18 protein-coding genes are annotated in these 16,777 nt (G+C 41.9%); 17 read left to right on the top strand and 1 reads right to left on the bottom strand.

All coding sequences use genetic code 11. The features are described from left to right. Positions 1–56 precede the first annotated feature (56 nt). On the top strand, positions 57–845 hold the full coding sequence (locus H514_RS0104380) for a class I SAM-dependent methyltransferase (protein ID WP_027445863.1): 789 nt from the start codon (positions 57–59) through the stop codon (positions 843–845). Between the two features lie 512 nt (positions 846–1,357). On the opposite strand, the gene H514_RS0104370 is transcribed toward H514_RS0104380, so the two are convergent. After that, complete coding sequence (locus H514_RS0104370; RefSeq protein ID WP_036843354.1) at positions 1,358–2,239, bottom strand: GNAT family N-acetyltransferase; 882 nt, start codon at positions 2,237–2,239, stop codon at positions 1,358–1,360. 161 nt (positions 2,240–2,400) lie between these two features. Between H514_RS0104370 and H514_RS0104365 the strand changes: the two genes are divergently transcribed. The 16 genes from H514_RS0104365 to H514_RS0104290 all read left to right on the top strand — a co-directional run bounded on the left by H514_RS0104365 (position 2,401) and on the right by H514_RS0104290 (position 16,777). Then, positions 2,401–2,619: a hypothetical protein gene (locus H514_RS0104365; protein WP_027445860.1), complete on the top strand. Its 219-nt coding sequence runs from the start codon at positions 2,401–2,403 to the stop codon at positions 2,617–2,619. Between the two features lie 92 nt (positions 2,620–2,711). Beyond that, positions 2,712–3,059 carry a YojF family protein gene (locus H514_RS0104360; RefSeq protein ID WP_027445859.1) on the top strand — a complete coding sequence of 116 codons (348 nt, stop codon included), beginning with the start codon at positions 2,712–2,714 and terminating at the stop codon, positions 3,057–3,059. 49 nt (positions 3,060–3,108) lie between these two features. Continuing rightward, the gene (gene bshB2, locus H514_RS0104355; RefSeq protein WP_027445858.1) at positions 3,109–3,780 is read left to right on the top strand and encodes a bacillithiol biosynthesis deacetylase BshB2; all 672 of its coding nucleotides are present in this window, start codon (positions 3,109–3,111) and stop codon (positions 3,778–3,780) included. Positions 3,781–3,965: 185 nt separating this feature from the next. Continuing rightward, positions 3,966–5,063, top strand: coding sequence for a DUF4097 family beta strand repeat-containing protein (locus tag H514_RS0104350; RefSeq protein WP_027445857.1), 1,098 nt, complete (start codon positions 3,966–3,968; stop codon positions 5,061–5,063). An 11-nt stretch (positions 5,064–5,074) separates the two neighbouring features. After that, positions 5,075–5,284: a PspC domain-containing protein gene (locus H514_RS0104345; protein ID WP_027445856.1), complete on the top strand. Its 210-nt coding sequence runs from the start codon at positions 5,075–5,077 to the stop codon at positions 5,282–5,284. Continuing rightward, positions 5,281–5,628: a phage holin family protein gene (locus H514_RS0104340; RefSeq protein WP_027445855.1), complete on the top strand. Its 348-nt coding sequence runs from the start codon at positions 5,281–5,283 to the stop codon at positions 5,626–5,628. The genes H514_RS0104345 and H514_RS0104340 overlap by 4 nt, the downstream gene beginning before the upstream one ends. A gap of 80 nt (positions 5,629–5,708) precedes the next feature. Then, on the top strand, positions 5,709–6,527 hold the full coding sequence (locus tag H514_RS0104335) for an AAC(3) family N-acetyltransferase (protein ID WP_027445854.1): 819 nt from the start codon (positions 5,709–5,711) through the stop codon (positions 6,525–6,527). 134 nt (positions 6,528–6,661) lie between these two features. After that, positions 6,662–7,621, top strand: a complete 960-nt coding sequence (hprK, locus tag H514_RS0104330; RefSeq protein WP_027445853.1) for an HPr(Ser) kinase/phosphatase — start codon at positions 6,662–6,664, stop codon at positions 7,619–7,621. After that, complete coding sequence (gene lgt / locus H514_RS0104325) at positions 7,611–8,444, top strand: prolipoprotein diacylglyceryl transferase (RefSeq protein WP_027445852.1); 834 nt, start codon at positions 7,611–7,613, stop codon at positions 8,442–8,444. The genes hprK and lgt overlap by 11 nt, the downstream gene beginning before the upstream one ends. A 12-nt stretch (positions 8,445–8,456) precedes the next feature. Continuing rightward, a complete protein-coding gene (locus H514_RS0104320; RefSeq protein ID WP_027445851.1) occupies positions 8,457–9,413 on the top strand; it encodes a nucleoside recognition domain-containing protein in 957 nt (318 codons plus the stop codon). Continuing rightward, positions 9,388–10,029, top strand: a complete 642-nt coding sequence (gene ppaX, locus H514_RS0104315; protein WP_027445850.1) for a pyrophosphatase PpaX — start codon at positions 9,388–9,390, stop codon at positions 10,027–10,029. Before H514_RS0104320 ends, ppaX begins: the two co-directional genes overlap by 26 nt. 4 nt (positions 10,030–10,033) lie before the next feature. Next, a complete protein-coding gene (locus tag H514_RS0104310) occupies positions 10,034–10,561 on the top strand; it encodes an acyltransferase (protein WP_027445849.1) in 528 nt (175 codons plus the stop codon). An 845-nt stretch (positions 10,562–11,406) separates the two neighbouring features. Next, the gene (gene glpK / locus H514_RS0104305) at positions 11,407–12,897 is read left to right on the top strand and encodes a glycerol kinase GlpK (protein ID WP_027445848.1); all 1,491 of its coding nucleotides are present in this window, start codon (positions 11,407–11,409) and stop codon (positions 12,895–12,897) included. A 51-nt stretch (positions 12,898–12,948) separates the two neighbouring features. Next, positions 12,949–14,598, top strand: a complete 1,650-nt coding sequence (locus H514_RS0104300) for a glycerol-3-phosphate dehydrogenase/oxidase (RefSeq protein ID WP_027445847.1) — start codon at positions 12,949–12,951, stop codon at positions 14,596–14,598. A gap of 278 nt (positions 14,599–14,876) precedes the next feature. Further along, positions 14,877–15,269, top strand: coding sequence for a MerR family transcriptional regulator (locus H514_RS0104295; RefSeq protein ID WP_036843098.1), 393 nt, complete (start codon positions 14,877–14,879; stop codon positions 15,267–15,269). Continuing rightward, entirely contained in the window at positions 15,266–16,777 is a 1,512-nt protein-coding gene (locus H514_RS0104290) for a class I adenylate-forming enzyme family protein (protein WP_027445845.1), read from the top strand. Before H514_RS0104295 ends, H514_RS0104290 begins: the two co-directional genes overlap by 4 nt.

Below are 16,777 nucleotides of genomic sequence, written 5' to 3'. Positions count from 1 at the left end.
TATTCAGTCAATTGCCTTTATAATGGAAATGGTGTCTATGTATTACGAAGGGTTGGATGAGTGTGAATCAAAATTTCTTTAACGAATTACAACCAAGCACATACGCTACAAGACAAGCATCTCCAGAATGGAAAGAGGCAATTGAATCGTTAGTCACCGTTCAGGACCATGCTGTTGTAGATATTGGTTGCGGCGGTGGTATTTACACGAAGCCCATGATCGAACTCGGTGCAAAGCAAATCACCTGTGTTGATGGCTCGGAAGTCATGCTTCAAGGAGCAAAAGAAAACTTAGCAAACTTCTCAGGTGTATCTTTTGAACTGGGTGATGCTACAGCCACGCCACTACAAGATGAATCTGCGGATATGGTGCTAGAACGAGCGCTTATTCACCATTTGAATCGTGCGCAATTTCGAGAAAATATGACCGAGGTTCATCGAATACTACAAACTGGAGGCCAGGTGATCCTTCAAGATCGTACACTTGAAGATTGTTTCCTACCTCCGAGTAAAGAACACATTCGAGGATATTTCTTTTCAGAATTTCCACAGTTGAAAACAGTAGAGAAAAATAGAAGATACCATTCCAACACTGTCGTAACGGAATTACACCAAGCTGGCTTTCATAAAATTAAGATCAAAACAATCTGGGAAACTCGCAAAGTGTTCAATAATCGAGAAGAACTAGAAGAAGATCTGCTTAACCGAACAGGCCGAAGCATTCTGCATGATATCACAGACGCAGAACTACGAGATATGATAGACAACATTATTTCATCATATAAACCTGGTGAGCCTATTTATGAAAAAGATAGGTGGACGATCTGGGTGGCTGAAAAAGCTTAATGTAGAAGACTGATCCACGTGGGTCAGTCTTTTTTATATGGTAAGGGGAGAGTGGTGAGTAATAGTGTTGAAGATGAGGGAAAGAGTGAGGAGGAGTATGAATAAGTGAAGAAGCGCCTCGGATAAGTGAGGGAGTAGTATGAATAAGTGAGGAAGTGCTCCAGATAAGTGAGGGATTAGTGCAAATAAGTGAAGAAGTGCTCCAGATAAGTGAGGGATTAGTGCAAATAAGTGAAGAAGCGCTCCGCATAAGTGAGGAAGTAGTGCAAATAAGTGAAGAAGTGCCCCAGATAAGTGAGGAAGTAGTACAAATAAGTGAAGAAGCACCCCGTATAAGTGAGGAAGTAGTATGAATAAGTGAAGAAGCACGCCAGAAAAGTGAAGGAGCAGGATCTATTAGTGTTGAAGACAGAGTGAAAAGTCAGGAACTCCCTCTAGTAAAAGAAGTGTATCCTGCCAATCTCAAAGAACGATTAAAATAAAGAACGCCTGAGATCTCCCAGGCGTTCATATTAAAACTCTGCTGTAATTGGCAGCTTTATCTTTAACTCTTCTAAATCAAAAGCCCCTCGCACCATAAAATGATCCACTGTTTCATACTTAACTGCTTCAAAACCTTCCTCAAATTGATCAGGGTTAAAATAAAGAGCGATGTTTTCGAAAGGTTCAGGGATAGCCCGACATATATCCTCTAGATCAGGAATTTGATCAGCTATAATATCAAACAACTCAAGCGTACCATCCTCAATATCATATACCAGGTATGCATCTAAGCTATCACAATAGTAGAGTAGTTCATGCAGGTTAGGATTATACATGTTCAGGAAAAAAGAAGATTGATAGCGTAATGGCATGAACTCTTTTGATAATGGCGCGCGTTTTTCCCACATAGAACGGAAAGTAGCTAACTCCTCTTCGTTAAAAATATCCACTTTTTGAAGCTGTGTAGCTGATCCAGGCTTATGTCCATAAGAGCGTACGAAATAATACTCCTCAAGAGACTCAAACCCAAAAGGTGTGTACAGTTCTGGACTACTTGTCATTAGAAAGGCAGGTCCACCTTGTTGATCAATAAAAGCTAATGCTTCACGAAATAAGCTTTTCATTAGTCCCTTACCTCTATAATCTGGATGAGTTATCACAGACTGGATCCCTGTGGCACCCAACTTTTCTCCATTAATCAAGAATTCCATATGAAACAATGACACATTTGCCACTGCTTTTTCTTCTTCAAAATAGGTGAACGGACGATACGATTCGTCCCAGAATCCTTTGGAGTGAAAATCACGAAATGCCTCTACTGGAATGTTAAACACCGTATCAAAAAGAGGGTAGAGTTGTTCGCGTCTGCTTTGGTTCTCTCCATAATTTATGTGAAATGATAATGTTTGCATAATATCCTCCCATAGTTTAATTGTTTAGCACGGTTGGATGAACGTTGTAGGCATACTGAGACCTCCTTTTAATTACATAAACTATAGTTCCAAAACCATCATTTGTCAAAATATACTAATGTAGTAGAATGGTAGGGAGTTAACGAGAGAGGAGAAAGGATATGAAGAAAAATCTTATCTGGGGAATACCGGGAGTGATCATCCTTTGGTATCTCATTCGAATTTTATCAACCTGGTTTGGTTTTAAGATTTATCATCCAATAGCTCCAATATTAGAATTAATCACTGGTTTTGCTTGGGCTACAAAATACATATTACCTTGGATCGTTCTGTATTGGTTGATCCGTTTTATTCAAGCCTATGAGCGTAAAAAAACTTGAGGAATAGTCCTTGTTTCAGGTAGATGTTTTGACGTTTCATCAACAAATTGGGTATGGTATATAAAGACACTAGTGCGAGAGGAGCTATCGCCATGGAAAGAATCGAAATTGATGGAGTCCAAGAAGCGCTTGAACGCTTTGCTCACAAAGACGTATATATACACTTAGAAACGACAAATGGAGCTTATGCTCGCCATTTTGATTCCAATGCCTATAACGTTGGTGCGTTTATTCGAAATGCACAAGTTCGTTATACACAGGCTAAAATCGTTGGACATGAGTCCTATAGAATCGGTCTCAAAACCGAGAATGGTTGGATTTATGCTGAAGGGTTAACAGACTGGGAAATCGATAAACATGACCGTCTATTAATGGCTGGTCACGATGTAGAAGGTCGCTTAATGGTTTCCTTAGAAATAAGCGAAACACCTTTTGACTAAGGTGAGTGCACGTATAAGATTTTTCTTTAAAACGAAGGAGTGAAGCCAGATGGATCAACAGCACGTTGTCATTATTTTACCTCACCCTGATGATGAAGCGTTTGGATGCTCCGGGACAATTCTGGAGTATCGAAAAAACAATATACCCGTAACGTATTTATGCGGAACACTAGGTGAAATGGGACGTAACATGGGAAGTCCTTTTTTTGCTAATCGTGAAACACTGCCGGAGATTCGTAAAAAAGAACTTCAAGATGCTTGTAAGGCGCTTGATATCGATCTTCAAATGCTAGGTTACCGTGATAAGACATTAGAATTTGAGGATCGCGGAGAAGTGGCTGAACACTTGAAGAGCATCTTAGAAGATATTCAGCCTAGTCTTGTTATTACGTTCTATCCTGGTCATGCAGTACACCCTGACCATGACGCGATGGGAGCAGCTGCGATTAAAGCGGTTGAGCGCATGGATCCAGATCATCGTCCGGAAGTATGGGCAAAAGCGATTACGCATAATCGTCATGAAATGCTAGGAGAGCCGGATGTTGTGAACGATGTAAAAGACCAATTTGAAGACAAAATGAAAGTCATCGAAGCACATCGCTCACAAGCTGAAGGCATGCTAAGTAAATTCCGTAACAGCCCTGAGTTCGGTGACATGGATTCAGAAGGAATGAAAATGTTACGCTACGAAGAATTTTATAAATGGGATTTTAACTCTTAAACAGTATCCATAGCGGGTACTGTTTTTTCATACTCCTTATAAAATATGACGAGAAGTCCGTCTAGAGGTTGAGGTAACCCTTAAGACACTTGTGTAAAATAGGAATCAGAATGGTGAAACAAAATCTATAAGGTATTCGTAAATCTAGATACACCACTTTTTAAGTGTTGAAAGGAGAACCATACATGAGTGAAGAGCGTAAACGAATATTAAAAATGATAGAGGATCAAGTTATTACAGCGGAAGAGGCAGAGGAATTACTTGAGTCCCTGAAACATGCTGAAAATGTTGAAAAAGAGGAAACAGAGCAACAGCAGCAGGATTTAACAACTAAAGTGGATTGGAATGCTAAACAGGAACAACATTATTATGAAACTGAATCTACGAAGAAGCGGTTTATGAATTTTGTAGAAGATGCTGTGAAAAAAATTAAAAACGTTGATTTAGATTTTAATTTTGGGCATAGCTATCAGGTGTCACATATTTTTCAATATGAAGGCGTATCTTTTTCTGAGGTGTATTTAGATATTTCAAATGGTAGTACTAAAGTGATCCCGTGGGAAGAGGAAGACGTCCGTATTGAGTGTGAAGCAAAAGTTTATAATGCTGAATCACGAGATGCAGCGCGTAAATTTTTCATGGACGAAAAGAAATTCCTTGTGGATGACGACTCACTAAGGTTTGCAATTGCATCAAAAAAAATCAGCGCAAGTGTGAAGCTCTACATCCCTAAGAAGGAATATGAAAAGGTGTCGTTACGTATGTTTAATGGTAGTATTCATTCGGAACATCTTCATGCGGAAGAGCTACGAGCGAAAACGGCTAACGGCAGTATTAAGTTATCGCACATGCGTGGAGACGAGTGGGATATTGCTTCTTCCAATGGATCTATCACGTTAAAAGACATTGTATGTAATGAGCTCGAAACGGAGAGCTTAAATGGTTCAATCAAGCTTGATGGTGAATTCGGTAAAGTTGACTCACAAGTTGTAAATGGAAGTATTCATTGTGACTGGCAAGGAGATCAAGGGCATACAGGCTTTTTCAAGTCCCTGACTGGATCTATTCGTATCAATCTTTCAGACGACCGTCGTATTGATGGGGAGTTGAAAACGAGTGTGGGAAGTATCAACTGTAACATCCCTGAATTCAGGGTAATTGAAGAGAAGAAGGATGTTTTGAAAAAAGAACTTAGGTTTGAAGCTCATCCTGAAAAGGAAAAAACATTACATCTAGAAGCAGAAACCAAGACAGGCTCCGTTAAAGTCAATTCCAACGATTAGGAGGTTTAAATATGGAAAAACAAAAGCGCTTAACGAAATCTAGAGAGGATAAAATGATTTCTGGTGTTTTAGGCGGTGCATCGAAGTATTTAGAAATGGATTCTACATTGCTTCGTATTCTATTTATCGTGATACTAGCTGTAACAGGAGGCCTACCATTTATCCTGATTTATGTGGCAGCAGCCTTCATCATGCCATATGAAGGAGAGGAAACTACGTGAAAAAGTGGCTCTTACATGTCGTACTAAATGCTGTAGCAATCATAGCTGTCGCTCAACTATTCGAATCTTTTAAAATTGAAGGTTTCGCTGCTGCTTTAATAGCGAGTTTAATTCTTTCGGTTTTAAATGCAATCGTACGCCCTATTCTTGTCGTATTGACGCTTCCGATTACGGTTGTGTCGCTTGGATTATTTCTCTTTGTCATCAATGCGATTACACTTATGCTCACAGCGTGGCTTATGGGAAGTAGTTTTGTTATAGATGGATTCGGCATTGCAATTCTATCAGCCATTATTATTTCACTTTTAAATCTCATGTTAAATCAATTAGCGAAAGAACTATAGTAAAGCTGGCCTTTTTGGGTCAGCTTTTTTCATGAAAAGTGCTAAAATATCAAATGGAATAATAAAAGGGGGAAAATAACATGTCCCAGCTTGTAGAAAAAACGCCGAGCCCCCGGACGAGAAAGTCGATTTATAATGACTTGAAAGAGCTTGGTGTCAAAAAAGGAATGACCATTATTGTACATACATCCCTATCCTCACTTGGATGGGTAAATGGAGGAGCGGTAACGGTTATCCAAGCTTTAATGGATGCGGTAACAGAGGAGGGAACGATCGTCATGCCTTCTCAAACAGTAGAAATTTCGGACCCAGCAGAGTGGGAAAACCCTCCAGTTCCTGAAGAGTGGTGGGAAGAGATACGAGAAACTATGCCTGTTTATCATCCGGACTACACCCCAGCTAACTTTATGGGGAAGGTGCCTGAGGTATTCAGAACATTCCCTGGTATTGAAAGAAGTTCACATCCAAGTTACTCTTTTACCGCATGGGGAAAGGATAAGAAGCATATTTTAGCTGATCAATCATTGGAATGGAGTTTGGGTGAGGAGTCCCCTTTAAGAAAGCTCTATGATCAAGGGGCTCACGTATTACTACTGGGTGCTGGTTTTGATAGTTGTACAGCTTTTCACCTAGCTGAGTATCGTGTCGAGTATCAGGACGTTATTACAAAAGGTGCTCCTATGATTGAAGATGGAGAGCGCATCTGGAAGGAATACAAGGAGCTTGAATTCCGAGATGAGCTTTTTGAAGATTTAGGTGCTGATTTTGTAAAGACCCACAGTTTATCAGCAGGAAACGTAGGATCTGCAAAATCATATCTGTTTGAAGTTAAGGAAGCCGTTGATTATGCTGAAATGTGGCTGAACCTTTATGATCGTCGGAAAAGTGAATCATTGTGAACTTAAAAAATAACCTATGAATCACCAAAAATGTCTCACTAAATTCACATATTTTTCAGGAAGATTTTAAATCAACATACCAAAGGAAAAAATGCTACAATAGGAGAAGTGATTAGAGTCAGGGAGGCATACATATGTCGAAGGTTCGTACACAAGATTTATTGGACCGTTTTGAATTAGAAATTGTCGCGGGTGAGGATGGTGCTCATCGCGAAATCTTTACAAGTGATATATCCCGACCAGGTATGGAAATGGCGGGGTATTTTAAGTATTATCCATCAGAACGACTGCAGTTATTAGGGAAGACAGAGCTTTCTTTCTTTAATGAGTTATCTGATGAGGAACAGCAGGATCGTGTGACCAAATTATGCACGGATATTACTCCAGGTATTGTGATCACACGAGGAATGGAAGTGCCGGAACTCTTAATAACAGCTGCTAATGAAGCGGGCGTTCCGATTATGCGTTCTCCGTATAAAACGACGCGTGTGATTAGCCGTTTGACGAACTTCCTTGAGACAAAATTTGCGCCATTTACAGCTATTCATGGTGTTCTTGTTGATATCTATGGCGTAGGCGTCCTTATTACGGGGCAGAGTGGTGTTGGGAAAAGTGAAACAGCACTTGAGCTTGTCAAAAGAGGACATCGCTTAGTAGCTGACGATAGTGTTGAAATTCGTCAGGAGGATTATGATACGTTAATCGGGAATTCTCCACCGCTTATCGAGCATTTACTTGAAATTCGAGGACTTGGCATTATCAATGTCATGACATTATTTGGTGCTGGAGCTGTGCGCAGTTATAAACGCATTACAATGTGCATGCATCTTGAACTTTGGGACAAGAACAAGCAATATGATCGTCTTGGTTTAGAAGAAGAAATGATGAAGATCATGGACGTAGAAATTCCAAAAGCTACGATACCAGTACGTCCAGGTCGTAACTTAGCGGTTATCATTGAAGTAGCAGCAATGAACTTCCGTTTGAAGCGTATGGGCATTAACGCTGCTGAAGAATTTTCTGATCGTTTAACCAACATGATTGGTGAAAATAAAAATGATATAGCGAAGGGTGGTTTTTACGATGACGTGTGAAGTGAACGCCCTTAGTCGTGTCTTTTTAGAGCTTGGGCCATTTACGATTTACTGGTATGGAGTCATTATCGCAACAGGTGCGTACTTAGGATTATGGCTGGCGATGCGTGAATCGCAGCGACTTGGTCTCAAGAAAGACATTTTCGTTGATTTAGTTGTATTTGCCATTCCGGCAGCGATTATCTGTGCAAGAATCTACTATGTGATTTTTGAATGGGATCGATATAAGAATGGCAGCCTGATAGACATTTTTGCTATATGGGAAGGCGGTATTGCCATCCATGGTGCGTTGATTGGTGCTGTTATTACAGCTCTAATCTTTGCAAAAGTACGTAACATTTCTTTCTGGCAGTTAGCTGATATTGCTGCTCCAAGTATTATTCTTGGACAAGCTATCGGACGTTGGGGAAACTTTATGAACCAAGAAGCCCATGGCTATGCTGTTTCAGAAGAGTTTTTCAATAATTATATGCAGTATTTGCCGGACTTTATCGTTCAGCAAATGTGTATTGATGGCATCATGTATCATCCGACATTCTTATATGAATCCCTATGGAACATTCTTGGGTTTGTATTCTTACTTATCTTACGTCGCTTCAACCCTCGTCGTGGGGAGCTATTCTTAAGCTACGTGATTTGGTACTCATTCGGACGCTACTTTATCGAAGCGATGCGTACAGATAGTCTGTATATCATTGCAAACTTACGTACAGCACAAGTGATTTCAATCGTCCTAATCATCTTAGCTGCGGGATTAATCATGTATCGCAGAATAAAAAATAAAGCAAATGTTCATTATGATGGAACAAAAGTGAAAGACTAGGGAGGGATCACCTTGCCGGGTGTGTTAAAAAGGGGATTACAACAAGGATTAAAAGTCACATGGACACTTGGTAAAGTGATTTTTCCTGTTACCTTAATTGTTACGATTTTACGATTCACCCCTGTTTTGCAGTGGGTGATGGAGTGGATTACACCACTTATGAAATGGATTGGGTTACCCGGAGAGGCGGCGATCCCGCTTGTCCTTGGTAACTTCCTTAATCTCTATGCTGGAATTGCAGCTATTGTGTCATTTGATTTTACCGTCAAGCAGGTCTTTATTTTAGCCGTGATGCTGTCGTTCTCTCACAATCTTCTGATTGAATCGACTGTCGCTTCTAAAGTAGGAGTGAAGTGGTGGTTTGTTGCTGGAGTGAGACTTTCTCTCGCATTTGGATCAGCCGTCATGATCAACCTGCTTTGGGATGGTGGAGCTGAAATGGCTCAATACGGGATCATTTCCGACCAGGCAGATCCAGAAGGTTATATGGGGATAGCCTTTTTAGGAGTTAAAACAGCTATTATGAGTATTGTGCAGCTTGCAGCCATTGTCATCCCTTTGATGGTGGGGATGCAGTACTTGAAGGAGAAAAATTGGCTAGACTTGTTTTCAAGGTGGCTTGCTCCATTCACTCGTGTGCTAGGTGTTGAACGGAATGCCTCGATGACCCTTGTGGCAGGCCTTGTAATTGGTCTTGCTTACGGTGCGGGGCTCATGCTTCAAGCTGTTGAGGAAGATGGTGTGTCGAGGAAGGATATGTACTTGTCACTCATTTTCCTTGTTTCATGTCACGCTGTCGTTGAAGATACGCTTATTTTCATCCCGCTCGGTATTCCAGTGTGGCCATTGCTCTTGATAAGACTGGTTACAGCGATTGCATTAACTGCGATTGTCGGTTTTGTTTGGAACCGAAAGATTGCAAAAAGAAAGGAAACAGCATCTTATGACAATTCGTACCCTACTGTTTGATTTAGATGGAACATTGATTAACACGAATGAATTAATTATCTCTTCTTTTATTCATACAATTGAAAAGTACGCACCAGGGAAGTACAAAAAAGAGGACGTGTTGAAATTCATCGGCCCTCCTCTTGAAGAGAGTTTGCGTAAGATTAATCCAAATGAAAATGTAGAAGAGATGATTGATACGTATCGTAAGCATAATCATGAGCACCATGATGAACTCGTTGTGGCTTATGATGGTGTGGTTGAGACGTTACAAAAATTACGTGATGCAGGTTATAAGCTAGGGATTGTTACGACCAAAATGGGTGTAACGGTTGATATGGGCTTAAAGCTAACTAAGATTGATAACATGTTTGATACAATCGTTACGCTTGATGACGTGGATCATGCCAAGCCTCATCCAGAACCGGTTGTTCGTGCGATGAAAGCACTTGATGCCAAGCCTGAAGAAACGGTCATGGTTGGTGACAATACACATGATATCGAATCAGGGCAAAATGCTGGAACGAAAACAGCGGGCGTGGCCTGGACGATTAAAGGTCGCGAAACCTTAGAGGATCTAAAGCCAGATTATATGCTCGAGCACATGAGCGACATCCTAAAGATCGTAATGGAGTGATCATATGCGTAAGACGGACCGTTACCGTGTAACCGAAGCCAACTCATTGTGGCAAGTTTATAAAACTGTCCCCTTTTTTAAGGTGGTACGAAATTTTATAGTCATCCAATTGGCACGTTACACCCCTTTTTTACCGGTGAAAAATTGGCTGTATCGCACGTTTTTAGGGATGGATGTCGGGAAGCATACCGCTTTTGCTTTAATGGTTATGCTTGATGTAATGTTTCCTGAAAAAATCTCGGTTGGACGGAATACGGTTATCGGTTATAACACAACGATCCTCGCTCATGAGTATCTCATTAAGGAATACCGCCTTGGCAAAGTGGAGATCGGAAGTGAAGTGTTAATCGGAGCTAACACAACGATATTGCCAGGTGTCACAATCGGTGACGGCGCCATAGTCTCAGCAGGCACCCTTGTACATAAAGACGTACCACCCGGTGCTTTTGTTGGAGGCAATCCAATGAGTGTGATCTACTCGAAGGAAGAAATGGACAAGCGCAAAGAAGAGGATACGTTTTTTGACGAATAAATGAGAGCACTGCTTTTCCTATGGGAGAGGCAGTGTTTTTTAGGTTTTCTGTTATCAGGAGTCCGTTGCTGTTGAGTAATTTGTTCCGGTCAGTGAAACGGCAAGCCTGTTGTTGCCCCACACGACGTGGGGTAGTTCTACGTTGCCACATGATGTGGCGGTTTTAGTAGAACCTCCATAGTATAGCCGAGCCTCCTCGTGCCTGCGGGGTCTCGTCTTCCCTTTGTTACCACGACAGTTTGCCGTTTCCTTCCCTCCACACGATTATAGAGACTAACGGACCATTATTTGGACTTTCCCGCCTCATATAGATTGGAAATCATGTTCAGAGAAAGTTGCTCAGACCCTTGTCATGATAGGGTTATACTCCTAGAACTACAGTGGTTCCGTTATTCACCATTCGGCAAAGGTGGTCTGTGGAACGGGTTGACTCCAGCGGAAGAGCGGAGTGACGAGACCCCGCAAAGAGCTTGCGAATGAGGAGGCTTTAAAGTTAACAATGAAGTTCGGTTAAAACCGCTACTTCCTGTAGCAACACCGAACTACCCCACGTCGTGTGGGGCAGCAGGAAAGCAACCCGTTCCACAGACCGCCGCTCTCCATAAAAGCAATGGGACCATACGCACGTTATCTCGATTCCAAGTCTTACACATAAAGGGGCTATAATGAAATCAGGAATTTAATAAAAATAAATGCTAAGACATGCTCATACACATATAAAAAGCACCAATATGTCCGTGAAGAAAGGAATCTTGATACATAAACACGAATGAAGTACATAGAAGCATGTTTAAGGAAACGGAAACGTAGGAAAACGACATGAAAAAGAGATGGAGGTCATCTGAATGCAAACATACATTTTGTCACTGGATCAGGGGACGACGAGTTCGCGAGCGATCTTGTTTAACCATGATGGAGAGGTTGTTCAAACCGCCCAAAAAGAGTTTCAGCAGTTCTTCCCGAAACCAGGATGGGTCGAGCACGATGCTAATGAAATTTGGACATCCATATTGTCGTGTATAGCGGATGTTTTAACAAAAGCCGAAATCCAACCCGATCAAGTCGCTTCCATCGGGATTACCAACCAGCGAGAAACAACCGTGATCTGGGATAAGGAAACAGGTCAACCGATTTATCACGCAGTTGTTTGGCAATCCCGTCAAACCAACGACATCTGTAATGAATTACGAGAGAACGGGTACGAAGATCTGTTTAAAAAGAAAACAGGGCTTGTATTAGATCCTTATTTTTCAGGGACTAAAGTAAAGTGGATATTAGATCATGTTGATGGTGCACGTGAAAAAGCTAAACAAGGAAAGCTTCTGTTCGGAACGATCGATACATGGTTAATTTATAAACTTTCTGGTGGACAAGCACATGTAACAGATTACTCCAACGCATCTCGTACGTTAATGTATAACATCTATGATCTGGAATGGGATCAGGAGCTTCTTGATATTTTAGAAGTGCCGAAATCCATGTTACCAGATGTACGTCCTTCTTCTGAAGTGTATGCCTATACTGTAGACTATCACTTCTTCGGAAAAGAAATCCCTATTGCTGGAGTTGCTGGTGATCAGCAAGCGGCATTATTCGGACAGGCTTGTTTTGAAAAGGGTATGGCGAAAAATACGTACGGAACAGGTTGCTTTGTCCTTATGAATACAGGTGAAGAAGGGGTTCCATCAGATCAGGGCCTCCTTACAACGATTGCATGGGGCGTGGATGGAAGAGTTGAATATGCGTTAGAAGGCAGTATTTTTGTTGCGGGTTCAGCGATTCAATGGCTCAGAGATGGATTGCGAATGATCAAAGATGCACCTGCTAGTGAGGATTATGCCAAAAAGGTTGATTCCACAGAGGGGGTGTATGTTGTTCCTGCCTTTGTTGGCCTTGGTACACCGTATTGGGACTCGGATGCCAGGGGAGCTGTATTCGGCTTAACTCGTGGAACTTCCAAGGAACATTTCATCCGAGCTACACTTGAATCTCTCGCCTACCAAACGAAAGATGTTGTCGATGCCATGAAAGAGGATTCAGGAATTGACCTGAAAACGCTTCGTGTTGATGGCGGAGCGGTTAAGAATGATTTTCTTATGCAATTTCAAAGTGATGTGCTAGGTGTTGAAGTGGACCGACCAATCGTTAATGAAACGACCGCACTAGGGGCAGCGTATTTAGCTGGACTAGCGGTAGGTTATTGGGATAGCAAAGACAAAATTACGGAACAATGGAAAAAGGATCGTACCTTTAAACCGGAGCTGGAAAACAAGGAAGCAGAAGAGTTATATAAAGGCTGGCAAAAGGCTGTAGCGGCCGCTCGAGCATTTAAATAGTCGAAAAAAGGAATGGGTAGGGTATCGTACGGATAGAATGGAGTGTTTCGAATGTTTTCTGGATATAAACGAACGGAAATTTATCATAAATTAGAGCAGGAGCGTTTGGACGTGCTTGTGATCGGAGGAGGTATCACAGGAGCGGGTATTGCACTGGATGCTGTAACCCGTGGCTTGTCAGCTGGTGTTTTAGAGATGCAGGATTTCGCAGCTGGAACTTCGAGTCGCTCTACAAAGCTCGTTCACGGAGGGCTGCGCTATTTAAAACAGTTTGAAATGAAGATGGTAGCTGAAGTGGGACAGGAGCGTGCCATCGTTTATGAGAATGGCCCTCACGTAACGACTCCTGAATGGATGATCCTCCCATTTTATAAGGATGGAAATTTTGGTCCATACATGACGAATATAGGCCTTAAGCTTTATGACACATTAGCTCGTGTGAAAAAAGATGAGCGACGAAAAATGCTTACGCCAAAAGAGACACTGGCGAAAGAACCCCTTTTGAAAAAGGATGGCTTAAAAGGTAGCGGCTATTACGTTGAGTACCGTACAGATGATGCGCGACTGACGCTTGAAGTGCTGAAAACAGCCGTGCAAAAAGGGGCTATGGCTCAAAACTACGTTAAAGTTGTCGACTTTTTATATGAAGATGGTCTAGTCGCTGGCGTTGTGGCAGAGGATCAGATTGATGGTGAAAAACATGAAATCTATGCACGTAAGGTCGTGAATGCTGCTGGCCCTTGGGTGGATGAACTGCGTGAAAGAGATGGTTCTAAAGAGGGCAAGAGTCTTCACTTAACAAAGGGTGTTCACCTCGTCTTTAATGGTGAGACATTTCCACTTCAACAAGCTATTTATTTTGATGCACCTGATGGGCGTATGATTTTTGCGATCCCGCGTGATGGAAAGACGTATGTTGGGACTACAGATACCGTTTATGAAGGGGACACTGCACACCCTACCATGACCGTTGATGATCGAGATTACTTGCTGCGGTGCATTGATTTTATGTTCCCAGACCTATCGATTACAGCTAATGATGTAGAATCGAGTTGGGCAGGTTTACGTCCATTGATTCATGAGGATGGAAAAGATCCATCTGAAATTTCTCGTAAAGATGAAATATTCACTTCTGAATCAGGGTTAATTTCCATTGCGGGCGGAAAGCTGACTGGCTATCGTAAAATGGCTGAAAATGTAGTGGATTTGTTGGCTGGGCACCTTTCTGAACAATTAGGGGTTCACTTACCAGAATCCCAAACGGAAGAACTGCCGATTGCAGGTGGTGAAGTTGGTGGTTCTGAAGGCTTTTCTCATTATATGGATCGCAAAATCGAGGAAGGAAGAGCCATGAGCTTATCCGAGGAAAAATCTCGAGGCTTAACTCAAATGTATGGAGCCAATGTCGATGAAGTATTCCATCGATACTATAAAATGAAAGATCAAGATTTGGACTTAGATCCATTAGTGTACGCTATGCTAACGTATAGTATGGAGCACGAACACACTGTGAAACCTGTAGACTTTTTTGTTAGAAGAACGGGAGCTCTATTCTTTGATATTCACTGGGTGCATAAGCATAAAGAGTCAGTTATTACGTTCATGGCTCAAGAGTATGGTTGGACAGAAGAGCAGATTGAAACCTACACCCGAGAATTAGATGTATTGCTTGAAGAAGCAGTCGCTCCAGATCCATCTTAGATATGATTGTCCCTCTGGTTGTTTGGCCAGGGGGATTTGTTTTGGTTAGAGGGGGGATTCTGGATAGAGAGCGTATAGTTTTGGATAGAACGCTTCTAATTCTGGATAGACGGCATATCGTTCTCGATAGGAGCCTCCTAATTCCCGATAGCCTCCCCTTAATTCTAGATAAAGCTTCCCTCACCCACCACAATTCCCTAAAACCACCTTGTACTTTACGTTAACGTAAATGGTATACTTAAAAATATCAGAAAAATCAGATAAAAAGAGGTGCGGGCATGCAAGAGACGTTCACCATATCTGAATTGGCGAAGTATTTCGATGTAACAACACGTACGATTCGGTACTATGAAGAGCTTGGGTTACTCACCCCTGAACGCACTAAGAGCGGGCAGCGGGTGTTTACTAAAAAAGAAAAAACACGCCTGATCCTTATCTTTCGAGGGAAGAAGTATGGGTTTCAGCTAGAAGAAATTAAAGAGATGGTCGATTTGTTCGATCAGGATCCTTCGGGAAAGAGACAGCTTGAGAAAACGATTGAGTATGGTGAGGAGAAGGTCGAGGAGGTGTCGAAGCGGATTAGGGAGTTAACAGAGATGCGAGATGAAATGCAGTCCCTGATTGGAGAGTTTCAACAAAAATTAAACCAGTTGAAAGGGGAAAAGGTATGAACATTTCTGAACTGTTAGCGAGACAAGCGAGGAAGTATCCGAACAAAGAGGCGATTGTTTCAGGTGGAGATCGAATCACATACAGTGAGTGGAACCGTAACGTAAATAAACTCGCTCATGCTCTATCCAAAAGAGGGATAGGAAATGGAGACAAAGTTGTTCTCCATATGCCAAACGTAACAGAGTTTCTCTATACTTATTTTGCTGTGCATCGATTGGAAGCGATTATTGTTCCGATCAATGCTAAATTTGTACAAGAAGAAATCGAGTATATTCTTGACCACAGCGATGCCAAAGCTTTTCTCACACATGAACTCCTTTTTGACAATGTTTCTTCTATCCAAGATCCGAACCTCATTCAAATCAAAACAGGAGCGGCGCATGATGGATGGCTCGCTTTTGACGAGGTATTGGCATCAGGTGATGAAGCAGAAATCGTGTCTACGACGCATGAGGACGATGAGGCATCGATGCTCTATACCTCAGGAACAACAGGTCGGCCAAAAGGGGTACTCTTCACGAACCGCAATCTATTAACCATTTCTTCCATGATATCGATCGAACTTACCATCAACACCGACAGTCGATTATTGCATATCATGCCGCTCAGTCACTCAGCACCATTGCATCTATTTTTAGTGTCTGGCACCTATGTGGGAGCCACGCACGTGCTAGCACCAACGTTTACTCCGGACTTAATGCTAGATTTGATTTCATCAGAAAAAGTCACCCATTTCTTTGGTGCACCTGTGGCTTATATGGTGACAGCGAAGCATCCTAAGATTCAAGAGTACGATCTCAGCTCTGTTGAATACTGGTTATACGGTGGAGCACCACTTGGCACAAAAGAGGTTCAATACGTCAAACAGCAATTCAAAACCGATCGCTTAATGTGCCTATATGGATCAACAGAAGCTGGACCGAACGGAACCCTACTCAGACCTGAAGAGCACGATGCGAAAGCAGGGAGTGTTGGTCAGCGTGCAGCGCTTCATTGTGAAATCAATCTAGTTGATGAAAATGGTGATCCTGTTAAGCAAGGAGATATAGGTGAGATTATTCTGCGTGGTGAAGGAACCATGAAGGGCTATTATAAAAATGAAGAGAAAACGAATGAAACGATTAAAGATGGATGGCTCTATACAGGTGACATGGGGGTTCAAGATGAGGACGGATATTTCTGGGTGATTGACCGTAAGAAAGACATTATCATTTCAGGCGGCGTTAACGTATTCCCGAAAGAGATAGAAGAAACGCTAACGACTCATCCTGCTATTGCAGAAGCTGCTGTCATTGGGGTTCCACATCCAGAGTGGGGTGAAACGGTAAAGGCATTTGTTGTTTTAGAGGGTGAAGTAGCAGATCTTGAAGAAGATTGTAAGCGTTTTCTTAAAGGTAAACTTGCAAGCTATAAAATCCCTCGTATTTACACAAAATTGGATGCACTACCGCGTAATGCGTCTGGTAAGTTATTAAAACAGCAACTGCGAGAGCTTCAAGAAGCGTAA

Source organism: Pontibacillus marinus BH030004 = DSM 16465, assembly GCF_000425225.1.
Lineage (GTDB): Bacteria > Bacillota > Bacilli > Bacillales > BH030062 > Pontibacillus > Pontibacillus marinus.
The sequence above is the reverse complement of the archived record's forward strand: the minus strand, read 5'-3'. Positions and strand labels throughout refer to the sequence as shown.

Bases quoted from the DNA above. Each gene is read 5' to 3' on its own strand.
- H514_RS0104380 (WP_027445863.1), top strand. From the start codon at position 57: ATGAGTGTGAATCAAAATTTCTTTAACGAATTACAACCAAGCACATAC.
- H514_RS0104370 (WP_036843354.1), bottom strand. From the start codon at position 2,239: ATGCAAACATTATCATTTCACATAAATTATGGAGAGAACCAAAGCAGA.
- H514_RS0104365 (WP_027445860.1), top strand. From the start codon at position 2,401: ATGAAGAAAAATCTTATCTGGGGAATACCGGGAGTGATCATCCTTTGG.
- H514_RS0104360 (WP_027445859.1), top strand. From the start codon at position 2,712: ATGGAAAGAATCGAAATTGATGGAGTCCAAGAAGCGCTTGAACGCTTT.
- bshB2 (WP_027445858.1), top strand. From the start codon at position 3,109: ATGGATCAACAGCACGTTGTCATTATTTTACCTCACCCTGATGATGAA.
- H514_RS0104350 (WP_027445857.1), top strand. From the start codon at position 3,966: ATGAGTGAAGAGCGTAAACGAATATTAAAAATGATAGAGGATCAAGTT.
- H514_RS0104345 (WP_027445856.1), top strand. From the start codon at position 5,075: ATGGAAAAACAAAAGCGCTTAACGAAATCTAGAGAGGATAAAATGATT.
- H514_RS0104335 (WP_027445854.1), top strand. From the start codon at position 5,709: ATGTCCCAGCTTGTAGAAAAAACGCCGAGCCCCCGGACGAGAAAGTCG.
- hprK (WP_027445853.1), top strand. From the start codon at position 6,662: ATGTCGAAGGTTCGTACACAAGATTTATTGGACCGTTTTGAATTAGAA.
- lgt (WP_027445852.1), top strand. From the start codon at position 7,611: ATGACGTGTGAAGTGAACGCCCTTAGTCGTGTCTTTTTAGAGCTTGGG.
- ppaX (WP_027445850.1), top strand. From the start codon at position 9,388: ATGACAATTCGTACCCTACTGTTTGATTTAGATGGAACATTGATTAAC.
- H514_RS0104310 (WP_027445849.1), top strand. From the start codon at position 10,034: ATGCGTAAGACGGACCGTTACCGTGTAACCGAAGCCAACTCATTGTGG.
- glpK (WP_027445848.1), top strand. From the start codon at position 11,407: ATGCAAACATACATTTTGTCACTGGATCAGGGGACGACGAGTTCGCGA.
- H514_RS0104300 (WP_027445847.1), top strand. From the start codon at position 12,949: ATGTTTTCTGGATATAAACGAACGGAAATTTATCATAAATTAGAGCAG.
- H514_RS0104295 (WP_036843098.1), top strand. From the start codon at position 14,877: ATGCAAGAGACGTTCACCATATCTGAATTGGCGAAGTATTTCGATGTA.
- H514_RS0104290 (WP_027445845.1), top strand. From the start codon at position 15,266: ATGAACATTTCTGAACTGTTAGCGAGACAAGCGAGGAAGTATCCGAAC.